Genomic DNA, 21,122 nt, shown 5'->3' on the forward strand with positions numbered 1-21,122 from the left:
CGCCTTCAGCTCCTCACACACATCTCGTCCTCTCATGCCGCCGTGCCCGGCTGCCTGCCCTGCGTCCCCGCCGTCTGCTCACGTCGAGTCCTTGGTGATGCTCCATCCCCCGTCGACGGCGACCGTGGCCCCGGTCATGTAGGAGGCCCTCTCGGAGAGGAGGAAGGCGATCACCTGCGCGACCTCTTCAGGCTCCCCGAGCCTGTCCAGGGCGGTCTGGGCCGCGCTCCGCCGCCGCCTCTCCTCGTCCACCCTGTCCCACTGCGCGGTGCGGATGGGGCCGGGCGTCACGCAGTTCACGCGCACCTGCGGGCCGTACTGCGCGGCCAGCTGCCGGGCGAGTCCGGCCTGGCCGGCCTTGGAGGCTGCGTAGCCGGGCACATCGGGCAGCCCGAAGTGCGCGTGCACCGAGGAGACGATGACGACACCGCCGGGACGGGCGGCCCCAGGCCCTTCTGCACGCCGCAGGTCCGGCAGGCAGGCGCGCACGCCGTGGAAGGCCCCCGTGAGGTTGACCTCGAGCTGGCGCTGCCAGGACTCGGGGGTCATCTCATGCAAGGGTGTGATGTCGGTGGCCAGGGCATTGAGGACAAGGCCGCCGACCGGGCCCAGCGCCTCGCGCGCCTCGGCCACGACCCGCTCCCAGTCCGGGGCCGAGGCGACGTCGGCCTCCCAGCCCTGTGCACCCTGGCCCAGGGCTGCGGCCCGCTCTTCGACGAGGGGGTCCACGTCGGTGAGCGCCACCCGCCAGCCTGCGGAGTACAGGGTCTGGGCGGTGGCCAGCCCGATCCCCCGGGCCGCACCGGTCACGACTGCCGTAGGCATGGACCATCTCCTTCCTGGACGTCCTCCTCTGTAGACATATTTAATGGTTTATGCGTTCCGGGGCAGGAGCACGGCGTCACAGTCGCCCCACCGCCAGCGGATCTCCACCGGGGGCTCGTCCTCGAACTCCGGACCCGCCAGCCGGAACTCCGACGGCCCTGAGGCGCCCGGGCGGCGGTAGGCCAGCAGGAACACCGCATCCTTACCAGTGTGCTGCACTGCGTAGAAGTCCCCGGCAGGGTCACCGTGCCGGTGGACCCGGGAGGTGAAGACCGTGCTGCGGGCCTCCTGGTACAGCGCCACGAGCTCCCTGGCCCGGGACAGTGCGTCCCCGTCCCAGGCCAGCAGGTCCGCACCGATGCCGAGCACGCCGGCCATCGCGACGGCGAACCTGAACTCCAGGCTCGCCGGATCCGGGTCGAGCACATCGGGCTCATCGGTGACCCAGGAGCTCATCGCCCAGCTGGGGAAGGCCTCCAGGAAGCCGTGCTGGACGGCCAGCCTGTCCCGCGGGCCGGTCTCGTCGCTGGGCCAGACCACATCCGTGCGCGCGAGCACCTCATGGTCGATCCTCCCTCCGCCCCCTGCGCAGCCCTCTACGGTGACGTGGGGGAACTCCGCGCGGATCATCTCCAGGAGCCGGTAGTAGGCCCGGGTGTGCCGCCAGGACCAGTCGTCCGCCCCGGGGACCGGGCATCCGCCGTCCTCAATGGACCGGTTCATATCCCACTTCAGGTAGGTGATGTCATAGCGGCTGAGCAGCCTGCGCAGCATCCCGGCGGCCCACTCCTCGACCTCCGGACGGCCCAGATCCAGCATGTACTGATTCCTCAGCGTGCGCAGAGGACGGCCCTGGACGTGATGCACCCACTCGGGATGCGCCCGGTACAGGTCGCTGTCAGGGTTCACCGCCTCCGGCTCCACCCAGATGCCGAACCGCATCCCACGGGCCCGCACGCCGTCGATGAGCTCCTCGAGCCCGCGGGGGAACTTCTGCGGGTCCACATCCCAGTCGCCCAGGCCGGACCGGTCGGAGACCCTGCCCCGGAACCAGCCGTCGTCGACCACGAAGACCTCAGCGCCGATCTCCGCCGCGGCCTCAGTCAGCCGCAGCTGATGGTCCACGCGCACGTCGAAGCCGGTGGCATACCAGGCGTTATAGACCACAGGGCGGTGCTCGGGGCCGGTGGTCCTGGTTAGCGTCTGCTGATAGCGGTGCCACTGGCGGGCCACCGCATCGGCGTCGCCGCGCACCCTCAGCCCCGTGAGTACCGGGGTGGTGAGCTGCCCTCCCGGGGCCAGCGTGAGGATGCCCGACTCGTCGTCGGGCCCTCCGGCCAGCCGGATCCGGCCGGTGAACGGCGGGGCGTCTGCGCTCATCCTCCAGGAGCCGCTCCAGGCCAGGGCGGCCGAGTGGGCCAGCTCCGGGTCCTCCCCGCCGCGGACGGTCATGACCGGCGCGTAGGTGTGGGACGTGATGCCCTGCCTGCTGCCGATGCTCAGCGTGCCGGCGCCCAGCCGGGTCCGGGCGCGGGTGTACTCCCGGGACCAGGCACCGTGGAGCAGCTCGACGACGGCGCCCTCACCCCCGGGGACCTCGAAGGCCCCGCCCCAGGCGCGCAGCAGCTCGAGGTCCTCCGAGGCCGTGCTGCGCAGGACCGCCCACTTCTCCACCACCTCGTGCCGGGGCGAGGTGCGCACGTGCAGCTCCACCTCCAGCCCCAGGCCGGGATCGGCCAGCGGGCACACCATGTGGTCGCCGTCCTCCCGCTGCTCCAGGACCACCTCGCCGTGGATCTCCAGGCGCGCACCGCGCACGCCGTCGGCCCGGCGGACGACGATCTCGGCGCTGTGGACCGACCGGGTCCCCAAGGCAGTCGCCTCCAGGGGCAGCAGGTCCAGGGGATCCTCGAAGGAGGTGCTGCGCCGAGGCAGCCCGATCTCCGGAAGACCCCCGCCCGGCTCGCCCCAGCGCACCAGCACCAGGCCTCTGCGCCCCGGCGCCAGCCCGACGGCGTACTCCCCGGAGCCGGTGCGCAGCCGCCAGGTCTTCGTGCCCTCCCCTGCGGGGGCTGTCGTGGGGGCGCTCACTTGTCCGTCCCCACGAGCAGCCCGGAGACGAACTGCTTCTGGAAGATGAAGAAGACCACAGCCGTGGGGATGGCCGCGACCAGGGCCCCGGCCGCGATCACGTTCCATGAGCTGCCGAAGCCGCCCATCATGTTCAGCAGCTGCGCGGTGATGGGGAACTTGTCCTCGGTGCGCAGCACCGTCATGGCCCAGATCAGGTCGTTGAAGATCCAGGTGGTGGACAGCGCCCCCAGCGCCGCCATCGAGGGCCGGGAGAGGGGGAGCACGATCGCCCAGAAGATCTTCCCCGCGCCCGCCCCGTCGATCCGGGCGGCCTCGAAGACCTCATCCGGCAGGTTCCGCATGAAGCCGTAGAGCACGAAGGTGTAGAACCCGATGCCGAAGCCGACCTGCACGATGGTCAGGGCGAACAGCGTGTCGTAGATCCCCAGGCTGTCGGTGATCGCCGAGACCGGCACCAGCAGGATCTGCGGGGGCAGCAGGTTCCCGGCGAGCATCGTCAGCAGGATGGTCTTGCGGAGCGGGATCTCGAACCTGCTCAGCGCATAGGCGGCGACGGCCGAGAGCGCCAGCGAGAGGAAGACCCCTCCCGCGGTCACGGCGATGCTGTTGCCCAGCGCCCGCCACAGGCCGCCTCCTTCGAAGGCGGTGATGAACCCCTCGAAGGAGATCGAGGTGGGCAGCGCGCCGATGCCGCGGGCGGCGATGTCGTCGAAGGAGCGGATCGAGACGAACCCCACGAAGACGATCGGGCTGATCCACAGCAGCGACAGGGGCACCATCGCCACGTGCAGCCAGGGCGAACGGGCCGGCCGGCGGCGCCTGCGCACCTGCGGCGCACGGGCGGGCCGGGACGACGTCGTCGTTGTTGTCATGGTGAGTCCTCCTCCTCAGTCCTCGTTGCGGGACTGGCGGACCAGGTAGGTGATGATGAATCCGATGGCCAGGGCGAAGATCACCACGGAGATCGCCGAGGCGTAGCCCAGGTTCCCGGTGGTGAACGCCTGCTGGAACATATAGGTGCTCAGCAGCTGGGTCTCGTTGTACGGACCGCCCCGGGTCATGGCCCAGACGATGTCGAAGGTGCGCAGCGAGTCGATCACGGTCACCGCGAAGACCACCGTGTGCACCCCCTTGAGCTGGGGCATCACGATCCGCCAGAACCGCGTCCAGGCATTGGCCCCGTCGACTGCGGCGGCCTCCTCCAGGGACTCGTCGCAGCTCTTCAGCCCGGCCAGGTAGAGGACCATGATGTAGCCGACCTGCCGCCAGACCGCGGCGATGAGCACCGCGTAGAGGGCCAGGTCCGGATCGGCCAGCCACTGCCGCTGCAGAGACTCCAGCCCCACCAGACCGAGGGAGGCGTTCATCGGCCCGTCCGGGGCGTACATCACCCGCCAGAACAGGCCGGTGACCGCCAGCGAGACCACCATCGGCAGGAAGATCGCACTGCGGTAGAGCCCCACCATCGGGCCCGGCTTGTTCAGTGCCACGGCGAGCGCCAGTCCGATCACCACCGAGAGGCCCCCGAAGCCGATGATCCAGATGATGTTGTTCTCCAGGGCCGTCCGGAAGATCGGATCGTCCCAGAGGTCCACGAAGTTCTGGAGGCCCACCGGCTCGGCAGGGGTGATGCCGTCCCAGCGGGTCACCGACAGCGAGAAGGAGTTCAGCGCCGGCCAGAACACCCAGAAGACCTCGAAGACCACCGGGACCAGCAGGAACAGCCAGATCAGCATCGGCACACGGCGCAGCCGGGAGAGGACCCGGGCACCGAACCCGGGGGCCCGCTGCGGGGCCTGCGGGGAGGCGGTCCGGGTCTCCTCGGTGCGGGAGGGTGCTTCCACCGCCATCAGTCGAACGTCCCTTCAGCGGCGCGCTGCCAGTCCTCCAGGATCTGGGTCAGCGACTCAGGCTCGGCGAGGAACCGGGTCAGCGCGTCGTCGGCCGTGGCCTGCAGTGCGTCCGAGCCGTCCCTGTTGAAGAACTGGGTGATCTCCTCGGTCTCCTCGAGCAGCTGGATGCCCTTCTGCACCAGCGGGCTGAAGTCGGAGGTGTCGACGTCGGGCGAGGTCGGCAGGTACCCGCTGTCAGACATCTCGATGAAGGTCTCCTGGCTCTCGGCGGAGGCCATGTAGTCCAGGAAGGCCAGGGTCTCCTCGTGGTTGTTGCCCCGGGCGGCGGCGAAGTAGCCGTCGGTGGGCGCCTCCTCGGCGGTGGGCACCGAGTCGTTGATCACCGGCACCGAGAAGAAGTCCAGGTCGTCTCGCTGGTCCTCGGGGAAGTACTCGGTCACGAAGGCTCCCACCAGGTACATGGCCGCCTCGTTGTTGGCCATCGGGGTCACCGCCTCCTGGTTGTCGTAGGAGGTCATATTGGGGTCGAAGTAGGGGATGAGGCGCCCGTACTCCTCCATGACGTCGACGACCTCCTGGTCGGTGAACGAGTGCTCCCCGGCCAGCAGCTCCCGGTGGTACTCAGGCCCGTTGATGCGCAGGTTCAGGTAGTCGAACCAGCCCGACGCCATCCAGGGGGTGGGGCCGATGCCGTTGGCCAGCGGGATGACCCCCTGGCCGCTGAGGTCCTCGCAGAGCGCATGGAACTCGTCCCAGGTGCTCGGCGGCTCCACGCCCCATTCCTCGAAGGCGGACTTCTTGTAGAAGACCGACCACCAGTAGTACTGGGTGGGCACGAAGATCTGGTTGCCGTCGTCGTCGCTGGAGAGGCTGCGCAGCGCGTCCGAGAAGTTCGCGCAGGCGCCGTCACCCTCCCACAGGGAGGAGACGTCCAGCAACAGGCCCTCACGGGCGTAGTTGCGGGCGACCGACCCTGCATACCAGGTCAGCACGTCCGGCGGGTTGTTCGAGCGCAGGTAGTTGGTCAGCTGGGCACGGAACTGCTCGGTGGCCACCGAGTTCATGGTGACGTCGCCGTCGTCGTACTCACTGACCAGGTGCTCCAGCGCCGCACGTGGGCTGGTGTCCTGGATGGAGTTCTGGAAGGTGATCCCTCCCCCTCCGCCGCCGTTCTGCGAGCCGCCGCCGCTGCCGCCGCCCACGCATCCGGCCAGGATGCCGCTGAGGCCTAGTGCTCCGGTGCCGAGCAGAAGGTTCCTGCGCGACACCGTTGTCTGCGAGTGATTCATGATTCCTCCTTGTTTAGGACTTGTTTCTGGGCAGGCCTCAACCCAGGACGCCGGCCACCTGGTCGGCATCGAGGGTGGTCTGCGGATCGAAGTCGGGACTGGCCATGTAGGCCAGCAGGCTGCGCCGGAACTGCCGGGCGGCGAGACGCTCCTGAGAGGCGGAGAGGTTCATCAGGGCTCGGGGCCGGTGCCGACACCCTCCCTGCAGCCGGACGGCGCCGCGCTCCTCGGGGGCGAAGAGGTTCAGGGAGCTCACCATGAGGCGGCCCCGCCCGACCTTAGCCTCGAAGAGGGCCCCGAGCCGGCGGGCCTCGAACCAGGTGTCGATGGGTTGCACCAGGGGGCGCAGGGACTGCGGCAGCCCCTCCATCCGCATCGCCCGCGCGCCGTGGAGCAGCTCCCACCACTGCCAGTCGGTGGAGCCTCTGGTGGGGAACCGGCTGAAGACGGGATGGTCCGGGTCATGGAGGATGCCCAGGGTGTGCGGCGCCTGCCCTCCGGTCCATGCGGTGTTCCAGAAGGCGGGGGTGAAGCCCAGGGCGACGTCGTTCTGCACCTCCTCCGGGGGGACCTCCAGCAACACGCGCTCACCGGCTCCGGCCCGGTCCAGGGCCTCCTGCAGGTCCTCGGTGACGTGCACGTCCTCGGGGGCGGGCTCGTCCTGCTCCGGATAGACCCAGACGCGCCAGTCGTTCTGGTGGCGTGCGCCGTCCTCGGACTCGACGGTGACCACGAGGTCCAGCTGCTCGGGGCCGCCGATCTGCTCCAGGGACACCGCCACGGGACCGAGGCGGGTGCCGTTGCCGACCGGGATGTCCGCCCCCCGGGCCACCTCACCCCGGAGACGCTCCTCCCCCTGGGGTGTCCGCAGGCTCCATGTGATGTCGCCATGCAGAGGGGCCGGGCCGAAGTGGGCCAGCTGCACCTCGAAGACCACCGACTCCCCCTGGGAGAAGACCCGGCGGGGCAGCCTGGCCAGCGGCACGGTGGGGCCGCAGAAGCGCGCGAACTCCTCGGGTGCGCAGTACCCCTTGGACTCCCAGAAGGCATTGAGCACTCCCACCAGGGCGGTGCCCTGGCCGGGGAAGTCGGTGAGGCCGAGCAGGTGGAATCCGCCGAACCCCTCGGTGCGCAGGGCGGTCTCGATGTCCTCCTTGTAGCAGAGGGTCTGCAGCTCCCCCGAGACGCGCAGGAAGTCTGCGGCCTGGTCGGCCATGCCGGCCTGGGCGAGGAAGTCGGCGAAGATGTCGAAGTTCCGGGCCCGCATCAGGCCGGTGTACTCGGCACGCTCCGAGAGGTCCGGGTACGCGCACCATTGCCCGATCTCATGGCTGATGATGGGGCGGGGCCGCGAGGAGACCCAGTCGCTGTAGTCGGTGAGGGTCTCCGGCGGGGAGGCGTTGAGGCGGGACTCGAGCCCTTCACCCCAGCGGTGGGCCCGCGGCTGAGGGATGTTGTCGAAGTCGTTCTGCTCCACCGCCGGCCACCCGGCGCCGGTGGTGTAGAGCCGCCGGGGGTCCTGCTGGCGCCACCCCTGGACCCACGCGCTGAGGAACTCGGCGTCCCTGCCGCCGGGCTCGTTGCCATGGGCCATCATGATGAACGAGGGGTGGTTGCCGTACTCCCGCAGGATCTTGCGGGTCTCCTCGTGGACGAACGCATCCACGGGCCTGCCCTCGCCGACCGCTGCCCCCTGATTGGCCCAGACCGGCCCTTCGACCTGCAGGTACATGCCCACTTCATCGGCGGCGAGGAAGGCAGCCTCGGGCGGACACCAGGAGTGGAAGCGCAGCAGGTTCAGCCCGGCGGCCCGGGCGGTCTCCATGATCTTCCGCCAGGAGCCGACGTCGGTGGGCGGGTAGCCGGTCAGGGGGAAGACGCAGGACTCCAGGGTGCCGCGGATGAAGGTCCGCCTCCCGTTGACGGTCACCTGGGTGCCCTCCACACCCACTTCGCGCAGGCCGAAGACCGTGCTGTGCCGGTCACGGTGCTCAATGCCGTTGGTCTCGGCCACGAGCTCGACGTCGAGGTCGTAGAGGGCCGGATCAAACTCGTCCCATGTCGCCGCGTCCGGGCCGAGGGGCAGCTCGAGGTCCAGATGCTCGCCGCCGGCGGTCAGGCCGCGCTCGGCGAGATCGCGCCCGTAGTCCACGGCGAAGGGCACGCACACCGGACCGGCCGCAGGGGCCCCCTCGAGGCCCCGCCGTCGGGCGGAGACCCTGACCTCACCGGCGGGGACCCGGGCGGTGCCGGCGGCGATGTCGATCTTCACCAGTGCGGAGGACCGGGCCAGGTCGGGGAAGACCCGCACGCGGGAGAGCCGCACCGCCGGGAGCGCCGTCAGGGTGAGCTCGCCGATGATGCCGTTCCAGTTGCCCTGGGTGTGGTCGGAGACGCTGTGGGCGTTGGGCCCGACGTCGACGACGGCGCGGTTGTCCACCCGGATGGTGAGCAGGTGGCGGCCCGGGGAGAGGCGGCCGAGGGGGTGACGGTGGGCGGTGCTCAGGCTGCGCTCGGTACCGACGCGGTGCTCGTCGATCCAGACGGTGGACTCCCAGTGGACGCGCTCCAGGTTCAGGAGGACCTCTCGGCCCTCCCACTCCGGCGGCACCTCGATCTCGCGCTGGAACCACGCTGCGCCCTGGTAGTAGACCTCGGGCTGGAGCCAGAAGGGCACGCTGATGTTCCCCGCCTCGCGGTACGGGGCGTACCTCTCATCGGTGAAGAAGGAGCGGTCCACGACCAGACCGGTCCAGGGGGTCTCCAAGCTGATCTCGTCACCGATGCCCTGCTGCTGCAGCGAGCCGGGGAGAGACACCTCGAGAGTCCCCTCGGCCAGCGGGGAGCGGAACCACTCCTCCCGCTCTCCCCGGGAGTCGGGGTCCAGGCGGCATGTCCAACGGCCGGCGATGTCCACGGTATGCGTACTGATGGCGGCGTTCCTCTCCTCAGCGGGAGCCCAAAGGGGGCGAGACCCCTCCAGGGTGATACACGTCACCCCATCTGTCAACATATTTTAGTAATTAATACGGCGGCGGGGCGCCACGAGACCTCCGAGCGTCAGGACGGGGACCAGCGGTGGAACCATCGGGCCGCAACGGGCAGCGCCTCGGCCAGCGGCGGGATCTGCCGGTGCCAGGCCCGCTCCCACTCCAAGCTGATCCAGCCGGAGAAGCCCTGCAGCAGCCGGCCCTGCTCCTCCAGGGGGACCTCACCCTCCCCCGGGAGCACCGGCACCCAGTGCATGGAACCGTCATCGCCCGTGCTCGGCACCGCGTCCTTGACCTGGAAGTAGCCGAAGTGCTCGCCGAGCACCTGCAGCGTACGGGCGGGTGCCTCTCCGCTGCGCCAGGGGTGCAGACCGTCCCACAGCACGGCAGCGGTCTGCGGATCATCCAGGTCCTGGACCAGCTGCAGACACTGGGCGCCGGTGGGGTGGGAGTCGTGGGTCTCCACCAGCAGCCGCACACCAGCCTCCCGGGCCTCGGGCAGCACCTGCTGCAGCCGACGCAGCGCCCGATCCCGATGTTCGGCGGCCTCGGAGGCGTCGTCGCCCCCGGGGAAGAGGCGGACTCCCTCAGCGCCGGTGAGCTGCGCCAGGCGCAGCAGGCTGCGGATCTCCTCCACTATCGCGGCGTCGGGGGCCGGGGAACAGACCTTCGCGTAGCCGGCCAGTGCGGCGATCTCCAGCCCTGCCTCACGGACCTGCTCCGCCACCGCCTGCGCGCCGGAGTCGCTCAGCTCCAGGTGTGTGAACTCTTGGTCGTGCACGCGCAGCTCCAGGCCGTCGCAACCGTGGTGGCGGGCCAGGCGCAGCACCTCCTCCAGCGGCGCTCCGGGCACGCCCAAAGTGCTGAACGCAAACTTCCAGGGCATCGTCCCTCCTGTGCCGCGGGGCCTTGTCAGTCAGGCTCTTGTCACGCTGACCGGATCCAGCGCCACGCGCGTAGTCTCTGAGTCCCCGGCCCAGCGGAAGCTGAGCTCGCCGTCGCCGATCTGCAGATTCTGGAGCACATCGCCCAGCTCCGGGCCCACAATGGGCTCTGCCGACTCCCCACCGCCCTGCAGGGCGGCGACGGCGACGAAGATCTGGCTCTCCCCCGGCTCCAACGGCCCCCGGAGCCGCTCCACCCGGGCCGCCGGGGTGAATGCGGTCCCAGCAGGTGCGGCCGAGGAGTCCTGTGATTCCCAACTGGACAGCCCGTGCAGCCCGGCGCGCACCGCAGCCGCGGTTCCCAGCCGCGGATCAGGCACCGCCCAGCCGGTGGTCTCCGCCCAGGCCCGGTCGGGAGCCCCGGTCACCGCGTGGATCCGCAGCTCGTAGGCGCCGCGCACCACCGTCACCGAGCGCACCTGCAGTCCGGGCACCACCGGGGCCCCGTCGGTGAACACCGGACGGTGCCAGGAGGCGATCCAGCCCCAGCCCTCCCCCGCTCCTGCTCCCAGGGTGTGGGCGCGTCGGCGCTGGCCTCGGCGGCCGCGCCAGATCACGGTGAACTCGTTGTCCTCCACATTGTGCGTATCTGTGGGGCCGGTGGCGCTTGAGTAGGCACACCGGTTGTACAGCGGGTCGCGTCCCGCACCGACGTCGCCGGTCTCGGCGCGGAAGTGGTCCGAGCCGTGGTTGTGCAGCCGCACCAGTCCGTCGGCGCTGGTGGTCTGCAGCAGCAGACCGGCTGGTTCGACAGCGACCACACGATCGGTCTCCTCCACCGGTGCCGGCTCCTCGGCCGAGGCCCACAGGGGGTGGTCGGCCGGGGCCAGCAGCGCCACGAACGCTTTGGAGGCCCAGTACGGCGAAGCCGGCCCCGAGTAGCTCTGACAGGTGGGCTCATGGGCGCGGTACCACCCCAGGCTCAGCAGCCCGTACTCATTAAGGCAGCCGTGTTCGAAGAAGTGCCGCATAGTGCCGCTGATGATCCGCCGGGAGGCCCCCGGACTCAGCGGCGTGGCCCCGACTGCGGCCCCCAGCCCGATGGCAGCACCGGCGGCGAAACGGTAGGTCATAGAGCGGCCGAAGTGCACGGGGGCGCCGTCGGCGGCAAAGAAGTGCCGGAAGCTCTCCAGGTGCTCGGCGAGACGGCGCGACCAGACCGACCCGGCCAGGCCAGCCAGGGCGGGAGACCCCGCGGCGCGCGCCTCCCGCGCGACCATCAGCTCGTCCAGCACCGGGTACAGGTGCAAGGCCCAGCCGTTGTAATAGTCGAAGCCGCCGCCCTCGCCGTCGGCATACCAGCCCTGCCCGGCGTACCAGCTGTCGAGCAGGTCCAGTCCGCGGCGCCGGGTGCGGGCGGTGAGCTCGTCCCCGCGGCCCACCGACTCCAGGAACCCGGCTACGGCGTAGGGAAACAAGTACCAGTTGTTCGACGCCGGCACCGAGACCAGAGCCCCGCGCAGCCAGGCCTCAGCGCGGTCCTGCTGAGCCGACGTCAGGGAGTCCCACAGCCAGGGGCGAGTCAGCCGCAGACCCAGGGCGACGGAGGCCGCTTCGACCATGGGCTGGCCGAAGACGTCGTGATCGCGGATCTGCGGCCAGCTCTCCTCATCGTCGCGGTCTGGGTTCTCAGTGCCTGCCGCCAGTCCCTCGGCGTAGCGGGGAAGCCAGCCATGCGGGTCCGCTCCGTCGGCCCCGGCCACACGGAAGGCTGCGGCCAGGAAGGTGCGCGCATATCCCTCCAACCCGTCGGAGCGGACCCCGCTGCGGGAGCTGCGGCCGGGCATATCGATGCGACCTCCGCGCGGCGAGGCCCAGCGCCAGGCCCGGGCAAGCAGCCCGTCGGCCACAGCCTCCCAGTGATCCCGGGTGTAGCCGGTGAAGGGGCTGATCCTGCGGTCCTCAGCAGGAAGCCCCAGCAGTGCCGCGGCGCGTGCGTGTTCCGCGGCGAGGCTCTCTCGGCTGCTCAATCGGTCAGCTCCAGCCTGTCCCAATGGGGCGCCATCACGCGCCGACGGCGTCCTCCGCCTCGCTCACCGCGGCCTCGGCAGCCTCCGCCGGCGTCATGCGCTCGAAGTAGACCTCCTCGGAATAACGGTTGAGGATGTCCTGCAGGGCGCTGGCACCCATGGCCGGCACCGGCTCGGGCTCCTGAGCCTCCACCTCGGATTCGATGCTCTCCATGAACTCGGCGACAGCCAGGTCATTGCCCTCCAGGTCCTCCAGGACCGCTTCCCGCACGTCCTGGTTGGAGGGCAGTCCCCGGTCCATGCCCTGGGCCGCTCCGGCCTCCACGTTATTGACCAGGCAGTCGATGAACGCCTGAGCCTGCTCCGGGTGCTCGGTGGATGCGCTGGCCGACCAGAGCATGGTGGACTTGTACCACAGGCCATGCTCCTCCGTGCTGCCGCTCTGCGAGGGGAATCGCAGCATGACCATGTCCGTGCCAGCCTGGTCCGAGACCCCGGGCATCGTATTGGACCACCAGCGGGCCAGCGCCTGGTCACCGGTCTCGAACATGGACTCTCCCGGCGCGGCGTTGGACTCCTCCTGCATCAGTGCGGCACTGGGGAAGCCGCCGTCCTGAATGAGGCCCAGCTGGAATTCGAAGTACTCTTCCAGATCCGCGGCTTCAAAGCCGATCTCGCCGTCGTCGGTCGTCAGATGCTTGCCGTTCTGGCGCAGCCAGATCTGAAAGTCGGCCGGCTGCACCGGTCCCCCGTCGCCGTAGCGGCCTTCCCCGAGGGCTCCGGTCAGCTCGATCACCAGGTCCCGGTACTCGTCCCAAGTCCACGTGGTGTCGTCGGGAATCTCGATGCCGGACTCTTCGAAGAGATCGGGGTTGGCCAGGAAGGACATCGCGTTGATACCGGTAGTCACGCCCATCTGGCCCTGCTCGGTCTGGCCGTTGGCGATGGAGTCCTCGTCCATGGCCGAGAGGTCCACCTGGTCCAGCTCCAGCAGGATGCCGCGGTCGGCGTATTCGCGCAGGTAGGTGTCGTCCATCTGGATGATGTCCGGGGTATCGCCTCCTGCAGTCTGGGTCGCCAGCTGGTCCCAGTAGCCTTCCCAGTCGGTGTATTCGTCCGAGACGCTCACGCCGGCTTCCGGTTCGCAGATCTCGATCATCTCTTGGGTGACCTCATTGCGGTACTCCGCGCCCCACCAGGCCATCCTGAGGTTGACCTCTTCCTCGCCATTGCCTCCTCCGGCGTCGCCGCCGCCGTCTCCTCCGCCGCCGCAGGCGGTCACGGCCAAAGCGGCGGTGCAGGCCGCTGCCAGGGGCATCGAATAGATACGTCGCATTGTGCTCTCCTCTGTCAGTGCGGGTGAAGGGTTCGGCTTCAGGCCTGGGGCTGAAGGTGGTCGTGGAGGTCGCCGGTGAGGCTGAGATAGCTGGCCGGCGGCAATTGCAGCGTCAGCTGTTGGCCAGCAGGGGTGTGCTGCAGCTGGGCGTGGCGGTAGGGCTGCGGCGCGACTCTCTCAGGCGCTTCTGCGGAGTTGTGGTCGGCGACGTCGCCGGCGGTGAGGATCCGTCCCTGCAGCTGTCCGATGGTGCGCCCGCGCAGGGAGACCGTCACCTGCTGCGCGGCGTCGGGGTCCAGGTTGGCTGCGGTGAGGGTGAGTTGGTCGTCCTTTGTGGAGGCGGTCAGCGAGAGCGTGTTGATGGTTTCGCCGTCGACCTCGCGCACCGGCTCCTGTCCCGGGGCGAACCTCACGTCGAGGCGCTGGGCGTCGTGATGTCCGGTGCTCATCTCGAACACGTGGTAGCTGGGGGTCAGCACCAGCTGGGGGCCATCGGTGAGGACCATGGCCTGCAGTACGTTGACCGTCTGGGCGATATTGGCCAGCCGGAGCCGCTCGGCATAGTCGTGGAATGCCTCGAAGTGCACCGCAGCCACCAGGGCGTCACGCATGGTGTTCTGCTGGTGCAGGAAACCGGGGTTGGTGCCCTCTTCAACGTTCCACCAGGTGCCCCACTCATCCAACGCCAGGCCCACCTTCCGGGTGGGGTCATAGGCGTCCATAACGGCGCAGTGCCCGGCGATGATCTCGCGGACGCGCTGCGCCTTGCGCATAGTGGTCCAGTGTTCCTCGCGGGTGAAGTCCGCGGCCTTGCCCTTGTCCGCCCAGGTGCCGGCGAAGGTGTAGTAGTGGAAGGAGATCGCCTGGTAGATGTCCTGTGGCGAGGTGTCCCCCAGACCCCGGGTGACGTGCTTCATCAGCGTCTCGGTCCAGCCGTAGTCGTCGTCAGCGGCTCCGGCCGCGATGCGGCAGAGCTTGTTCTGGCCGTGATTGCGAGCATAGGTGGCGTGCTGGCGGGCCAGGGCCACATACTGCTCGGCGCTCATCCCTCCGCCGCAGCCCCAGGGCTCATTGCCGATGCCGAGGAACTTCACCTGCCAGGGGTCCTGCCTGCCGTTGCGTCGGCGCAGCTCGGACATGGGTGCTTCGCCGCCGCGGGTGAGGTACTCGACCCACTCGCTGGTTTCACGCACGGTGCCGGATCCCACGTTGGCCGAGATATAGGGTTCGGTGTCCAGCAGCTCGCACAGGCGCATGAACTCGTGGGTGCCGAAGTGGTTGTTCTCCACCACATCGCCCCAGTGGGTGTTCACCATGCGCGGGCGCTGCTCACGCGGCCCAATCCCGTCCATCCAGTGGTATTCGTCTGCGAAGCACCCACCGGGCCAGCGCAGATTGGGGATCTTCAGGGCGCGCAGGGCCTCCACCACATCGGCTCGGATGCCCTCGACGTTCTCGATCTCGGAGTCTTCACCGACCCAGAAACCCTCATAGATGCACCGGCCCAGGTGCTCGGCGAAGTGGCCGTAGAGGTGCCGGCTGATACGTGGTCCGGGAAGATCCAGGTCGACGACGGCCACTGGCGATGCGGTCATCGTCCCCTCTTACTGCCGGCGCTGGCCCGGCCGCTAGTGTGGTGTGCATCACAGCTATTTATCGATACGGTAGTAAATCGATTCAGTGACGTCAAGGTTCAGGCAGGCAAGCATGAATGATCAGGTCCAGGTGCGTCAGGGATGGCTGGAGCGCAGCGGAAAGCCGTGGTTTCCGATCACCGGCGAGATCCACTACTCCCGCATCCGACCGTCCCGGTGGAATGAGGTGCTCGGTCTCGCCGCAGCCGGCGGCCTGACGTCGGTGGCCACCTACTCCTTTTGGCGGCATCACGAGCCCGAGCAGGGCCATTACCGATGGTCGGAGGGTCTGAACCTTCGCCGGTTCGTGGAGCTGGCGGCGGAGCACGGCCTGGAGGTGGTCGCCCGCATCGGCCCCTGGTCCCACGGGGAGGCCCGCTTCGGCGGCTTTCCGGACTGGCTGGTCAACAGCGGAGTGCCGCTGCGCTGCGATGATCGCCGGTACCTGGCCCATGTGCGCCGGTACTGGCGGCAGATCGCCGGCCAGCTGGAGGGCCTGATGCATCACCAGGGCGGGCCGGTGATTGCCATGCAGGTGGAGAACGAGCTCTTCGACGACGCCGCTCACCTGCAGACGCTGCGCGGGATCGCTGAAGACCTCGGGCTGCGTGTGCCGCTGTGGACCGGCACCGGCTGGGGCGCAGCCCAGCTGCCGGACTCCCTGCTGCCGGTCTTCTCCGGCTACGCCGACGGCTTCTGGGCGGACTCGCAGACTGAGTGGCCGGATTTCTCCCGCCCACACTTCGAGCTTTCTCAGGTGCGCGACGACTCCGGAACCGGGGAGGATGTGCGCCAAGCGCTGCAGGCACCGGGCGACGATCCCGGGTCCGAAGCCTCCGGCCCGGCATCGGCGCGCAGCGGCCCGTTCCTGACCTGCGAGTTGGGCGGCGGAATGCATGTGGCCTATCACCGCCGCCCGCTGGTCCGCGCCCAGGACGTGGCGGCGCTGGCCCTGGCCAAGGTGGCCACCGGCTCAGCCTGGCAGGGCTACTACATGTACGCCGGCGGCAGCCAGCAGCTGCATGCGCCCGGCGGCGCGGAGGAGCAGGAGTCCCAGGCCAGCGGGTACCCCAATGACGTGCCGCAGGTCAGCTACGACTTCTATGCCCCCATCGGTGAGCACGGCCAGGTGCGTCCGCACTATCACCTGCTGCGCCGCCAGCACATGTGGCTGCACGCCTGGGGCGAGCAGCTGCTGCCGATGGAGACTGTGGCGAGCCGGATCGACGACGACGGCCCCAGCTGGACTGCGCGATCCGACGGCGCCAGCGGCTTCCTCTTTGTGAGCAGCTACCTGCCCTCAGCTGCCGATGGCGATCGGAGTGGCCGGCTCCAGGCCGCCGTCCCGTTCGACGACGGCGAGCTGAGAATTCCTGCTGAGCCGGTGGAGCTGCCCGCCGGGGTCTCGGCGGCGTGGCCGCTGCGCTGCAGGCTCTCCGATGAGGTCACGCTGCGCTACGCCACCGCCCAGCTGGTCACCCGAATCGCAGCGGAGGACCGTGATTCTCCGAGCAAGGCAGATCTGGTGGTGCTCTGCGCCTCCAGCGGCGTCCCCGCCGAGCTGGTGATAGAGGACGGCACCGCGGCCGGCGAGCGCGTGGACCTTCCGGGCCCACCGGGCCGCGACTGCCTGATCCGACTGCCGGGGGTGGAGCTGCTGGTGGTTGACGAGGCCACGGCGGACCAGCTGTATGTCCTCGGACCGACCGGCCACCGGCGGATCGAGTTCTTCGATGAACCGGTCTGGCAGGATCCGCAGGCCGCCGACGGAGGCCTGCGGATCCTGCGCCGGGGAGCCCCCACGGTGCTGCTGCAGGAGCTCAGCCCGGATGCTGAGGCTCCGGAACCGCGCTCCGGAGGTCCTGCTCAGCGGCTGAGCGCGCCCGGAGATTTCAGCGGAGCCGCGCGAGTTGCCGTGCAGGTTCCCGATTCCCTGTTCGACCGCACTGACCGGCTGCTGCTGCGCGTACAGTTCACCGGCGACGTCGGCCGGGCCTGGGTGGGCCAGGAGCTGATCAGCGACCACTTCTGGCACGGCCGAGCCTGGGAGATGGACCTGACCGAGCACCGCGGTGAGATTGCCCGAGACGGGCTGCGCCTCGAGCTGCTGCCGTGGCGCGCCGATGCCGGAGTATGGGTGCACCCGTCGGTACGGGATGTGCCCGACGGCGTGCACATCCGCAGCGTCTCGGCGGTGCCGCTGCGCACCGAGCCGGTGCACCCCTCCGGGTGAGACCTCAGCGCTCGGCGGCGGCCCGCTTCTTGCTCCAGACGTCGAAGGCCACTGCGAGCACCAGCACCACGCCGCGCACCACATTCTGGGTGGACTGGTCGATGCCCATGATCTGCATGCCGTTGGACATCACCGCCATAATGAGGCCGCCGATGATGGCGCCCTGGACCTTGCCCACGCCGCCGGTGACCGCTGCGCCGCCGATGAAGGCCGCAGCGATGGCGTCCAGCTCAAACATGAACCCGGCGCCGGGCTGTGCGCTGTTGGACCGTGCGGAGTAGACGATGCCGGCGATGGCTGCCAGCACACCCATATTCACGAACAGCAGGAAGTTCACCCGGGTGGTCTTCACGCCGGAGAGCTTCGCCGCCTGCAGATTGCCGCCCATCGCGTAGATGTGCCGGCCGAAGACGGTGTGCTGAGTGATGAACCCGTAGAGCAGAACCAGCGCAGCCAGCAGAATGAGCACAAGCGGCATGCCGCGGGCGTTGGCCAGCTGCCAGGCGAAGGCCATGATGATCACAGCGACCACCAGAATCTTCACTGCGAACAGCCACAATGACTCCACCGGCTGGCGGTAGGTCAACTTCCCCATCCGGGCCCGCCACTGCTGCACGGCGAAGCCCACCACCGCAAGCGCGCCGATGAGCAGGGTGAAGACGTCGTATCCGGGACCGCCCAGCAGTCCGTTGAGGAAGCCTCCGGCGATGTCCTGGTACGCGACCGGGAACGGCGAGAGGGAGACGTTGTCCAAGGTCTGCATGGTCAGGCCGCGGAATATCAGCATGCCCGCCAGGGTGACGATGAATGCTGGAATCCCGACCACGGCGACCCAGAAGCCCTGCCAGACTCCGACCAGCGCACCGGTGATCAGGGCGGCGATGATGCCCACATACCACGGCATGCCCTCTCTGATCACCACCACCGCCGCCACAGCGCCGGTCAGCGCCACTACTGAGCCGACCGAGAGGTCGATGTGACCGGCCACAATGATCATCACCATGCCGATGGCAAGGATCAGGATGTAGGAGTACTGCAGCACCAGGTTGGTCAGGTTCCCCGGGCTGAGAAGAGTGCCTCCGGTGAGCACCGTGAACAGCGCCACGATGAGCACGAACGCTATATATATGCCGCTCTGACGCAGGTTCCGCGTCATCAGCTCCCATAGATTGGATGTCCCCGCCATAGTCGAACTCCCCTCAGTCCTTCTCCATAGTCATGAGCTCCATGAGGCGCTCCTGGTCTGCCTCGGCGGCGCTGAGCTCACCGGTGATGCGCCCGGCGGAGAGCGCATAGATGCGGTCGCAGACTCCGAGCACCTCCGGCAGCTCCGAGGAGATGACGATGATCGCCTTTCCGGAGGCCGCGAGCTTATTGATGATCGAGTAGATCTCGTACTTCGCTCCCACGTCGATTCCGCGTGTGGGCTCGTCGAGGATGAGCACCTCCGGCTCGGTGAACAGCCACTTGCTGAGCACCACCTTCTGCTGGTTGCCGCCGGAGAGCTGGCCGGTCGTCGTCATCACCGACGGCGCCTTGATGTTCATCGATCCCCGGTACCGTTCGGCGACGGCGATCTCCTCATTGGAGTTGACCCATCCGTTTCTGGCCACGCTGCTCAGCGAGGCAGCACTGATATTGCGCCGGATGTCCTCAATGAGGTTCAGGCCGTAGCGTTTGCGGTCCTCACTGACATAGGCCAGCCCGTGATCGATGGCATCGGAGACGCTGGTGATCTTCACCGGCTTGCCGTGCATGTGGATCGATCCGCTGATGTCCCGGCCGTAGGAGCGTCCGAAGACGCTCATGGCCAGCTCGGTGCGCCCGGCTCCCATGAGTCCGGCGATGCCGACAACTTCACCGGCCCGCACTGAGAGGCTGGCGCCGTCGACGATCTTTCGTCCCGGCTGGGTGGGGTGCCAGACCTCCCAGTCCTCGATCCTCAGGATCTCCTCACCGATCTCCACGTCGCGGTCGGGATACATGTTCTCCATGTCCCGGCCCACCATGCCGCGGATGATGCGCCGGGTGAGCCCGTTGCTGGGCTCGGCGGCCTCGGGAGCGTGCATGTCGATGGTCTCGATGGTCTCGCCGTCGCGGATCACGGTGGTGGAGTCGGCGATGGAGGCGATCTCCCCGAGCTTGTGGGAGATGATGATGCAGGTGACTCCCTCCTCGCGCAGTCCCCGGATGAGCCCGAGCAGGTGCTCAGAGTCGTCGTCGTTCAGCGCGGCGGTGGGCTCATCGAGAATCAGCAGCTTCACGTTCTTGCTGAGCGCTTTGGCGATCTCCACCAGCTGCTGCTTGCCCACGCCGATGGCTCCCACCGGCGTGACGGGGTTCTCGTGGAGCCCCACCTTCTCCATCAGCTCGGCTGCCCGGGCGTTGGTCTCGTGCCAGTTGATGACCCCGCCGGCGGCCCGCTCATTGCCGAGGAAGATGTTCTCGGCGATGGACAGGTGAGGGATCAGAGCCAGCTCCTGGTGGATGATCACGATTCCTTCGGACTCGGAATCGTTGATCGAGCTGAATGTCACCTCACGGCCGTCGAAGTGGATCTCGCCCTCAAAGGTGCCCCCCGGGTAGACCCCGGAGAGCACCTTCATGAGGGTGGATTTCCCGGCGCCGTTCTCCCCGCAGATGGCGTGGATCTCACCACGTCGCACGGAGAGGGTGACGTCCTTCAGGGCGGTGACGCCGGGAAATCGTTTGGTGATGGACCTCATTTCGAGGATCTGATCACTCATCGGTTCTCCTCACCCGCTCAGCTGCGCCTCAGAGCTGGCCGGATTCAACCTGCTCCTCGGTGTAGTAGCCGGATTCGACGAGGATCTCCTCATAGTTCTCCTGCAGCACCATTTCGATGTCCAGCAGGTAGGAGGGGACCACCTTCACACCGTTGTCGTAGCTTTCGGTGTCATTGGCCTCCGGCTCCTCGCCCTGCAGGAAGGCGTCAGCGGCCTCCACTGCCTGATCGGCCAGCAGACGGGTGTCCTTGAAGATGGTGGAGTGCTGCACGCCCTGGGCGATCAGCGAGATGGAGGCGATCTCGGCGTCCTGGCCGGTGACCACCGGCAGGCCGTCCTCGATGGTCTCGCCCCAGCCGTCGTTGCGCAGGGCGTTGATGATGCCGCGGGAGAGCGGATCGGCGGGCGCCAGCACACCGTGGAGCTCCTCATCGCCGCTGTAGTGCGCGGTCAGCAGGTTCTCCATGCGCTCCTGGGCGGTCTCCTGCTCCCAGCGCTGGGTGGCGGCCTGCTCGATGTCGGTCTGGCCGGAGGGGACCTCCAGAGTGCCGTCCTCCAGGTAGGGCTCCAGGGTGTCCATGGCGCCGTCCCAGAAGAAGTGGGCGTTGTTGTCATCCAGCGAGCCGGCGAACAGCTCGATGTTCAGCGGTCCCTCCGGGGCGTCCTCGGCCTCCTCGAAGTTCTCATCGAGGATGCCCAGACCGTAGAGCAGGGACTGGGCCTGCTTCACGCCGACCTCGTAGTTGTCGAAGGTGACGTAGAAGTCGACGTTCTCGCTGTCGCGGATCAGCCGGTCGTAGGCGATCACCGGGATTCCGGCGGAGGCGGCGGCCTCCAGCTGCCCCGACAGGGCGGAGCCGTCGATGGAGGCGATGATCAGCGCATCCACTCCCTGGGTGACCATCTGGTCGATCTGCTGCTGCTGGGTGGGGATGTCGTCGTCGGCGTACTGCAGCTCGACGTTGTAGCCGAGCTCCTCCAAGCCTTCCTCCACATTGGCGCCGTCGTTGAGCCAGCGCTCGTAGGTCTGGGTGGGCATGGCCACGCCCACGGTCAGGTCGCCGGCTTCGGCGTCCTCATCAGGTCCGGAGGAGCCTGCGCCCTCTCCCTCACAGGCAGTCAGCAGCAGGGTGGCCGCAGCGGCGGCGCCCATCAGCTTCAGAATGCGGCGTTGCATAGTGTTCTCCTTTGTCGGTTGTCCCCGCCG

At 68.5% G+C, this 21,122-nt stretch carries 14 protein-coding genes; 1 reads left to right on the forward strand and 13 read right to left on the reverse strand.

Going from position 1 to position 21,122, the window contains the following annotated elements; genetic code table 11:
- Window positions 1-78: 78 nt before the first annotated feature.
- The 10 genes from Q1K09_RS00180 to Q1K09_RS00225 all read right to left on the reverse strand — a co-directional run bounded on the left by Q1K09_RS00180 (window position 79) and on the right by Q1K09_RS00225 (window position 14,896).
- Entirely contained in the window at window positions 79-825 is a 747-nt protein-coding gene (locus Q1K09_RS00180; protein WP_300342180.1) for an SDR family oxidoreductase, read from the reverse strand.
- 48 nt (window positions 826-873) lie between these two features.
- Entirely contained in the window at window positions 874-2,916 is a 2,043-nt protein-coding gene (locus Q1K09_RS00185) for an alpha-galactosidase (RefSeq protein ID WP_300342182.1), read from the reverse strand.
- Window positions 2,913-3,791: a carbohydrate ABC transporter permease gene (locus Q1K09_RS00190; RefSeq protein ID WP_300342184.1), complete on the reverse strand. Its 879-nt coding sequence runs from the start codon at window positions 3,789-3,791 to the stop codon at window positions 2,913-2,915. The genes Q1K09_RS00185 and Q1K09_RS00190 overlap by 4 nt, the downstream gene beginning before the upstream one ends.
- Before the next feature lie 15 nt (window positions 3,792-3,806).
- Complete coding sequence (locus Q1K09_RS00195) at window positions 3,807-4,763, reverse strand: sugar ABC transporter permease (protein WP_300342185.1); 957 nt, start codon at window positions 4,761-4,763, stop codon at window positions 3,807-3,809.
- Window positions 4,764-4,768: 5 nt separating this feature from the next.
- Window positions 4,769-6,061 carry an ABC transporter substrate-binding protein gene (locus Q1K09_RS00200; protein ID WP_300342187.1) on the reverse strand — a complete coding sequence of 431 codons (1,293 nt, stop codon included), beginning with the start codon at window positions 6,059-6,061 and terminating at the stop codon, window positions 4,769-4,771.
- A gap of 37 nt (window positions 6,062-6,098) precedes the next feature.
- Entirely contained in the window at window positions 6,099-9,059 is a 2,961-nt protein-coding gene (locus Q1K09_RS00205; RefSeq protein ID WP_300342189.1) for a sugar-binding domain-containing protein, read from the reverse strand.
- 62 nt (window positions 9,060-9,121) lie between these two features.
- The gene (locus tag Q1K09_RS00210) at window positions 9,122-9,937 is read right to left on the reverse strand and encodes a sugar phosphate isomerase/epimerase family protein (protein ID WP_300342191.1); all 816 of its coding nucleotides are present in this window, start codon (window positions 9,935-9,937) and stop codon (window positions 9,122-9,124) included.
- 30 nt (window positions 9,938-9,967) lie between these two features.
- A complete protein-coding gene (locus Q1K09_RS00215) occupies window positions 9,968-11,965 on the reverse strand; it encodes a DUF2264 domain-containing protein (RefSeq protein ID WP_300342193.1) in 1,998 nt (665 codons plus the stop codon).
- Between the two features lie 34 nt (window positions 11,966-11,999).
- Complete coding sequence (locus Q1K09_RS00220; protein WP_300342194.1) at window positions 12,000-13,301, reverse strand: extracellular solute-binding protein; 1,302 nt, start codon at window positions 13,299-13,301, stop codon at window positions 12,000-12,002.
- A 38-nt stretch (window positions 13,302-13,339) separates the two neighbouring features.
- Entirely contained in the window at window positions 13,340-14,896 is a 1,557-nt protein-coding gene (locus Q1K09_RS00225; protein WP_300342196.1) for an alpha-L-arabinofuranosidase C-terminal domain-containing protein, read from the reverse strand.
- Between the two features lie 112 nt (window positions 14,897-15,008).
- Here Q1K09_RS00225 and Q1K09_RS00230 point away from each other — a divergent pair, with 112 nt between their 5' ends.
- Entirely contained in the window at window positions 15,009-17,168 is a 2,160-nt protein-coding gene (locus tag Q1K09_RS00230; RefSeq protein ID WP_300342198.1) for a beta-galactosidase, read from the forward strand.
- Window positions 17,169-17,172: 4 nt separating this feature from the next.
- Here the strand turns inward: Q1K09_RS00230 and mmsB are convergent, their stop codons facing one another.
- Genes mmsB through chvE form a run of 3 tightly spaced genes read right to left on the reverse strand, consistent with a single transcriptional unit; the run spans window position 17,173 to window position 21,092 of the window.
- A complete protein-coding gene (gene mmsB, locus Q1K09_RS00235) occupies window positions 17,173-18,354 on the reverse strand; it encodes a multiple monosaccharide ABC transporter permease (protein ID WP_300342200.1) in 1,182 nt (393 codons plus the stop codon).
- 13 nt (window positions 18,355-18,367) lie between these two features.
- The gene (mmsA, locus tag Q1K09_RS00240; RefSeq protein WP_300342202.1) at window positions 18,368-19,915 is read right to left on the reverse strand and encodes a multiple monosaccharide ABC transporter ATP-binding protein; all 1,548 of its coding nucleotides are present in this window, start codon (window positions 19,913-19,915) and stop codon (window positions 18,368-18,370) included.
- Window positions 19,916-19,943: 28 nt separating this feature from the next.
- Entirely contained in the window at window positions 19,944-21,092 is a 1,149-nt protein-coding gene (chvE, locus tag Q1K09_RS00245; protein ID WP_300342204.1) for a multiple monosaccharide ABC transporter substrate-binding protein, read from the reverse strand.
- Window positions 21,093-21,122 lie beyond the last annotated feature (30 nt).

It is taken from the genome of Nesterenkonia sp. (assembly GCF_029265375.1).
Taxonomy (GTDB): domain Bacteria; phylum Actinomycetota; class Actinomycetes; order Actinomycetales; family Micrococcaceae; genus Nesterenkonia.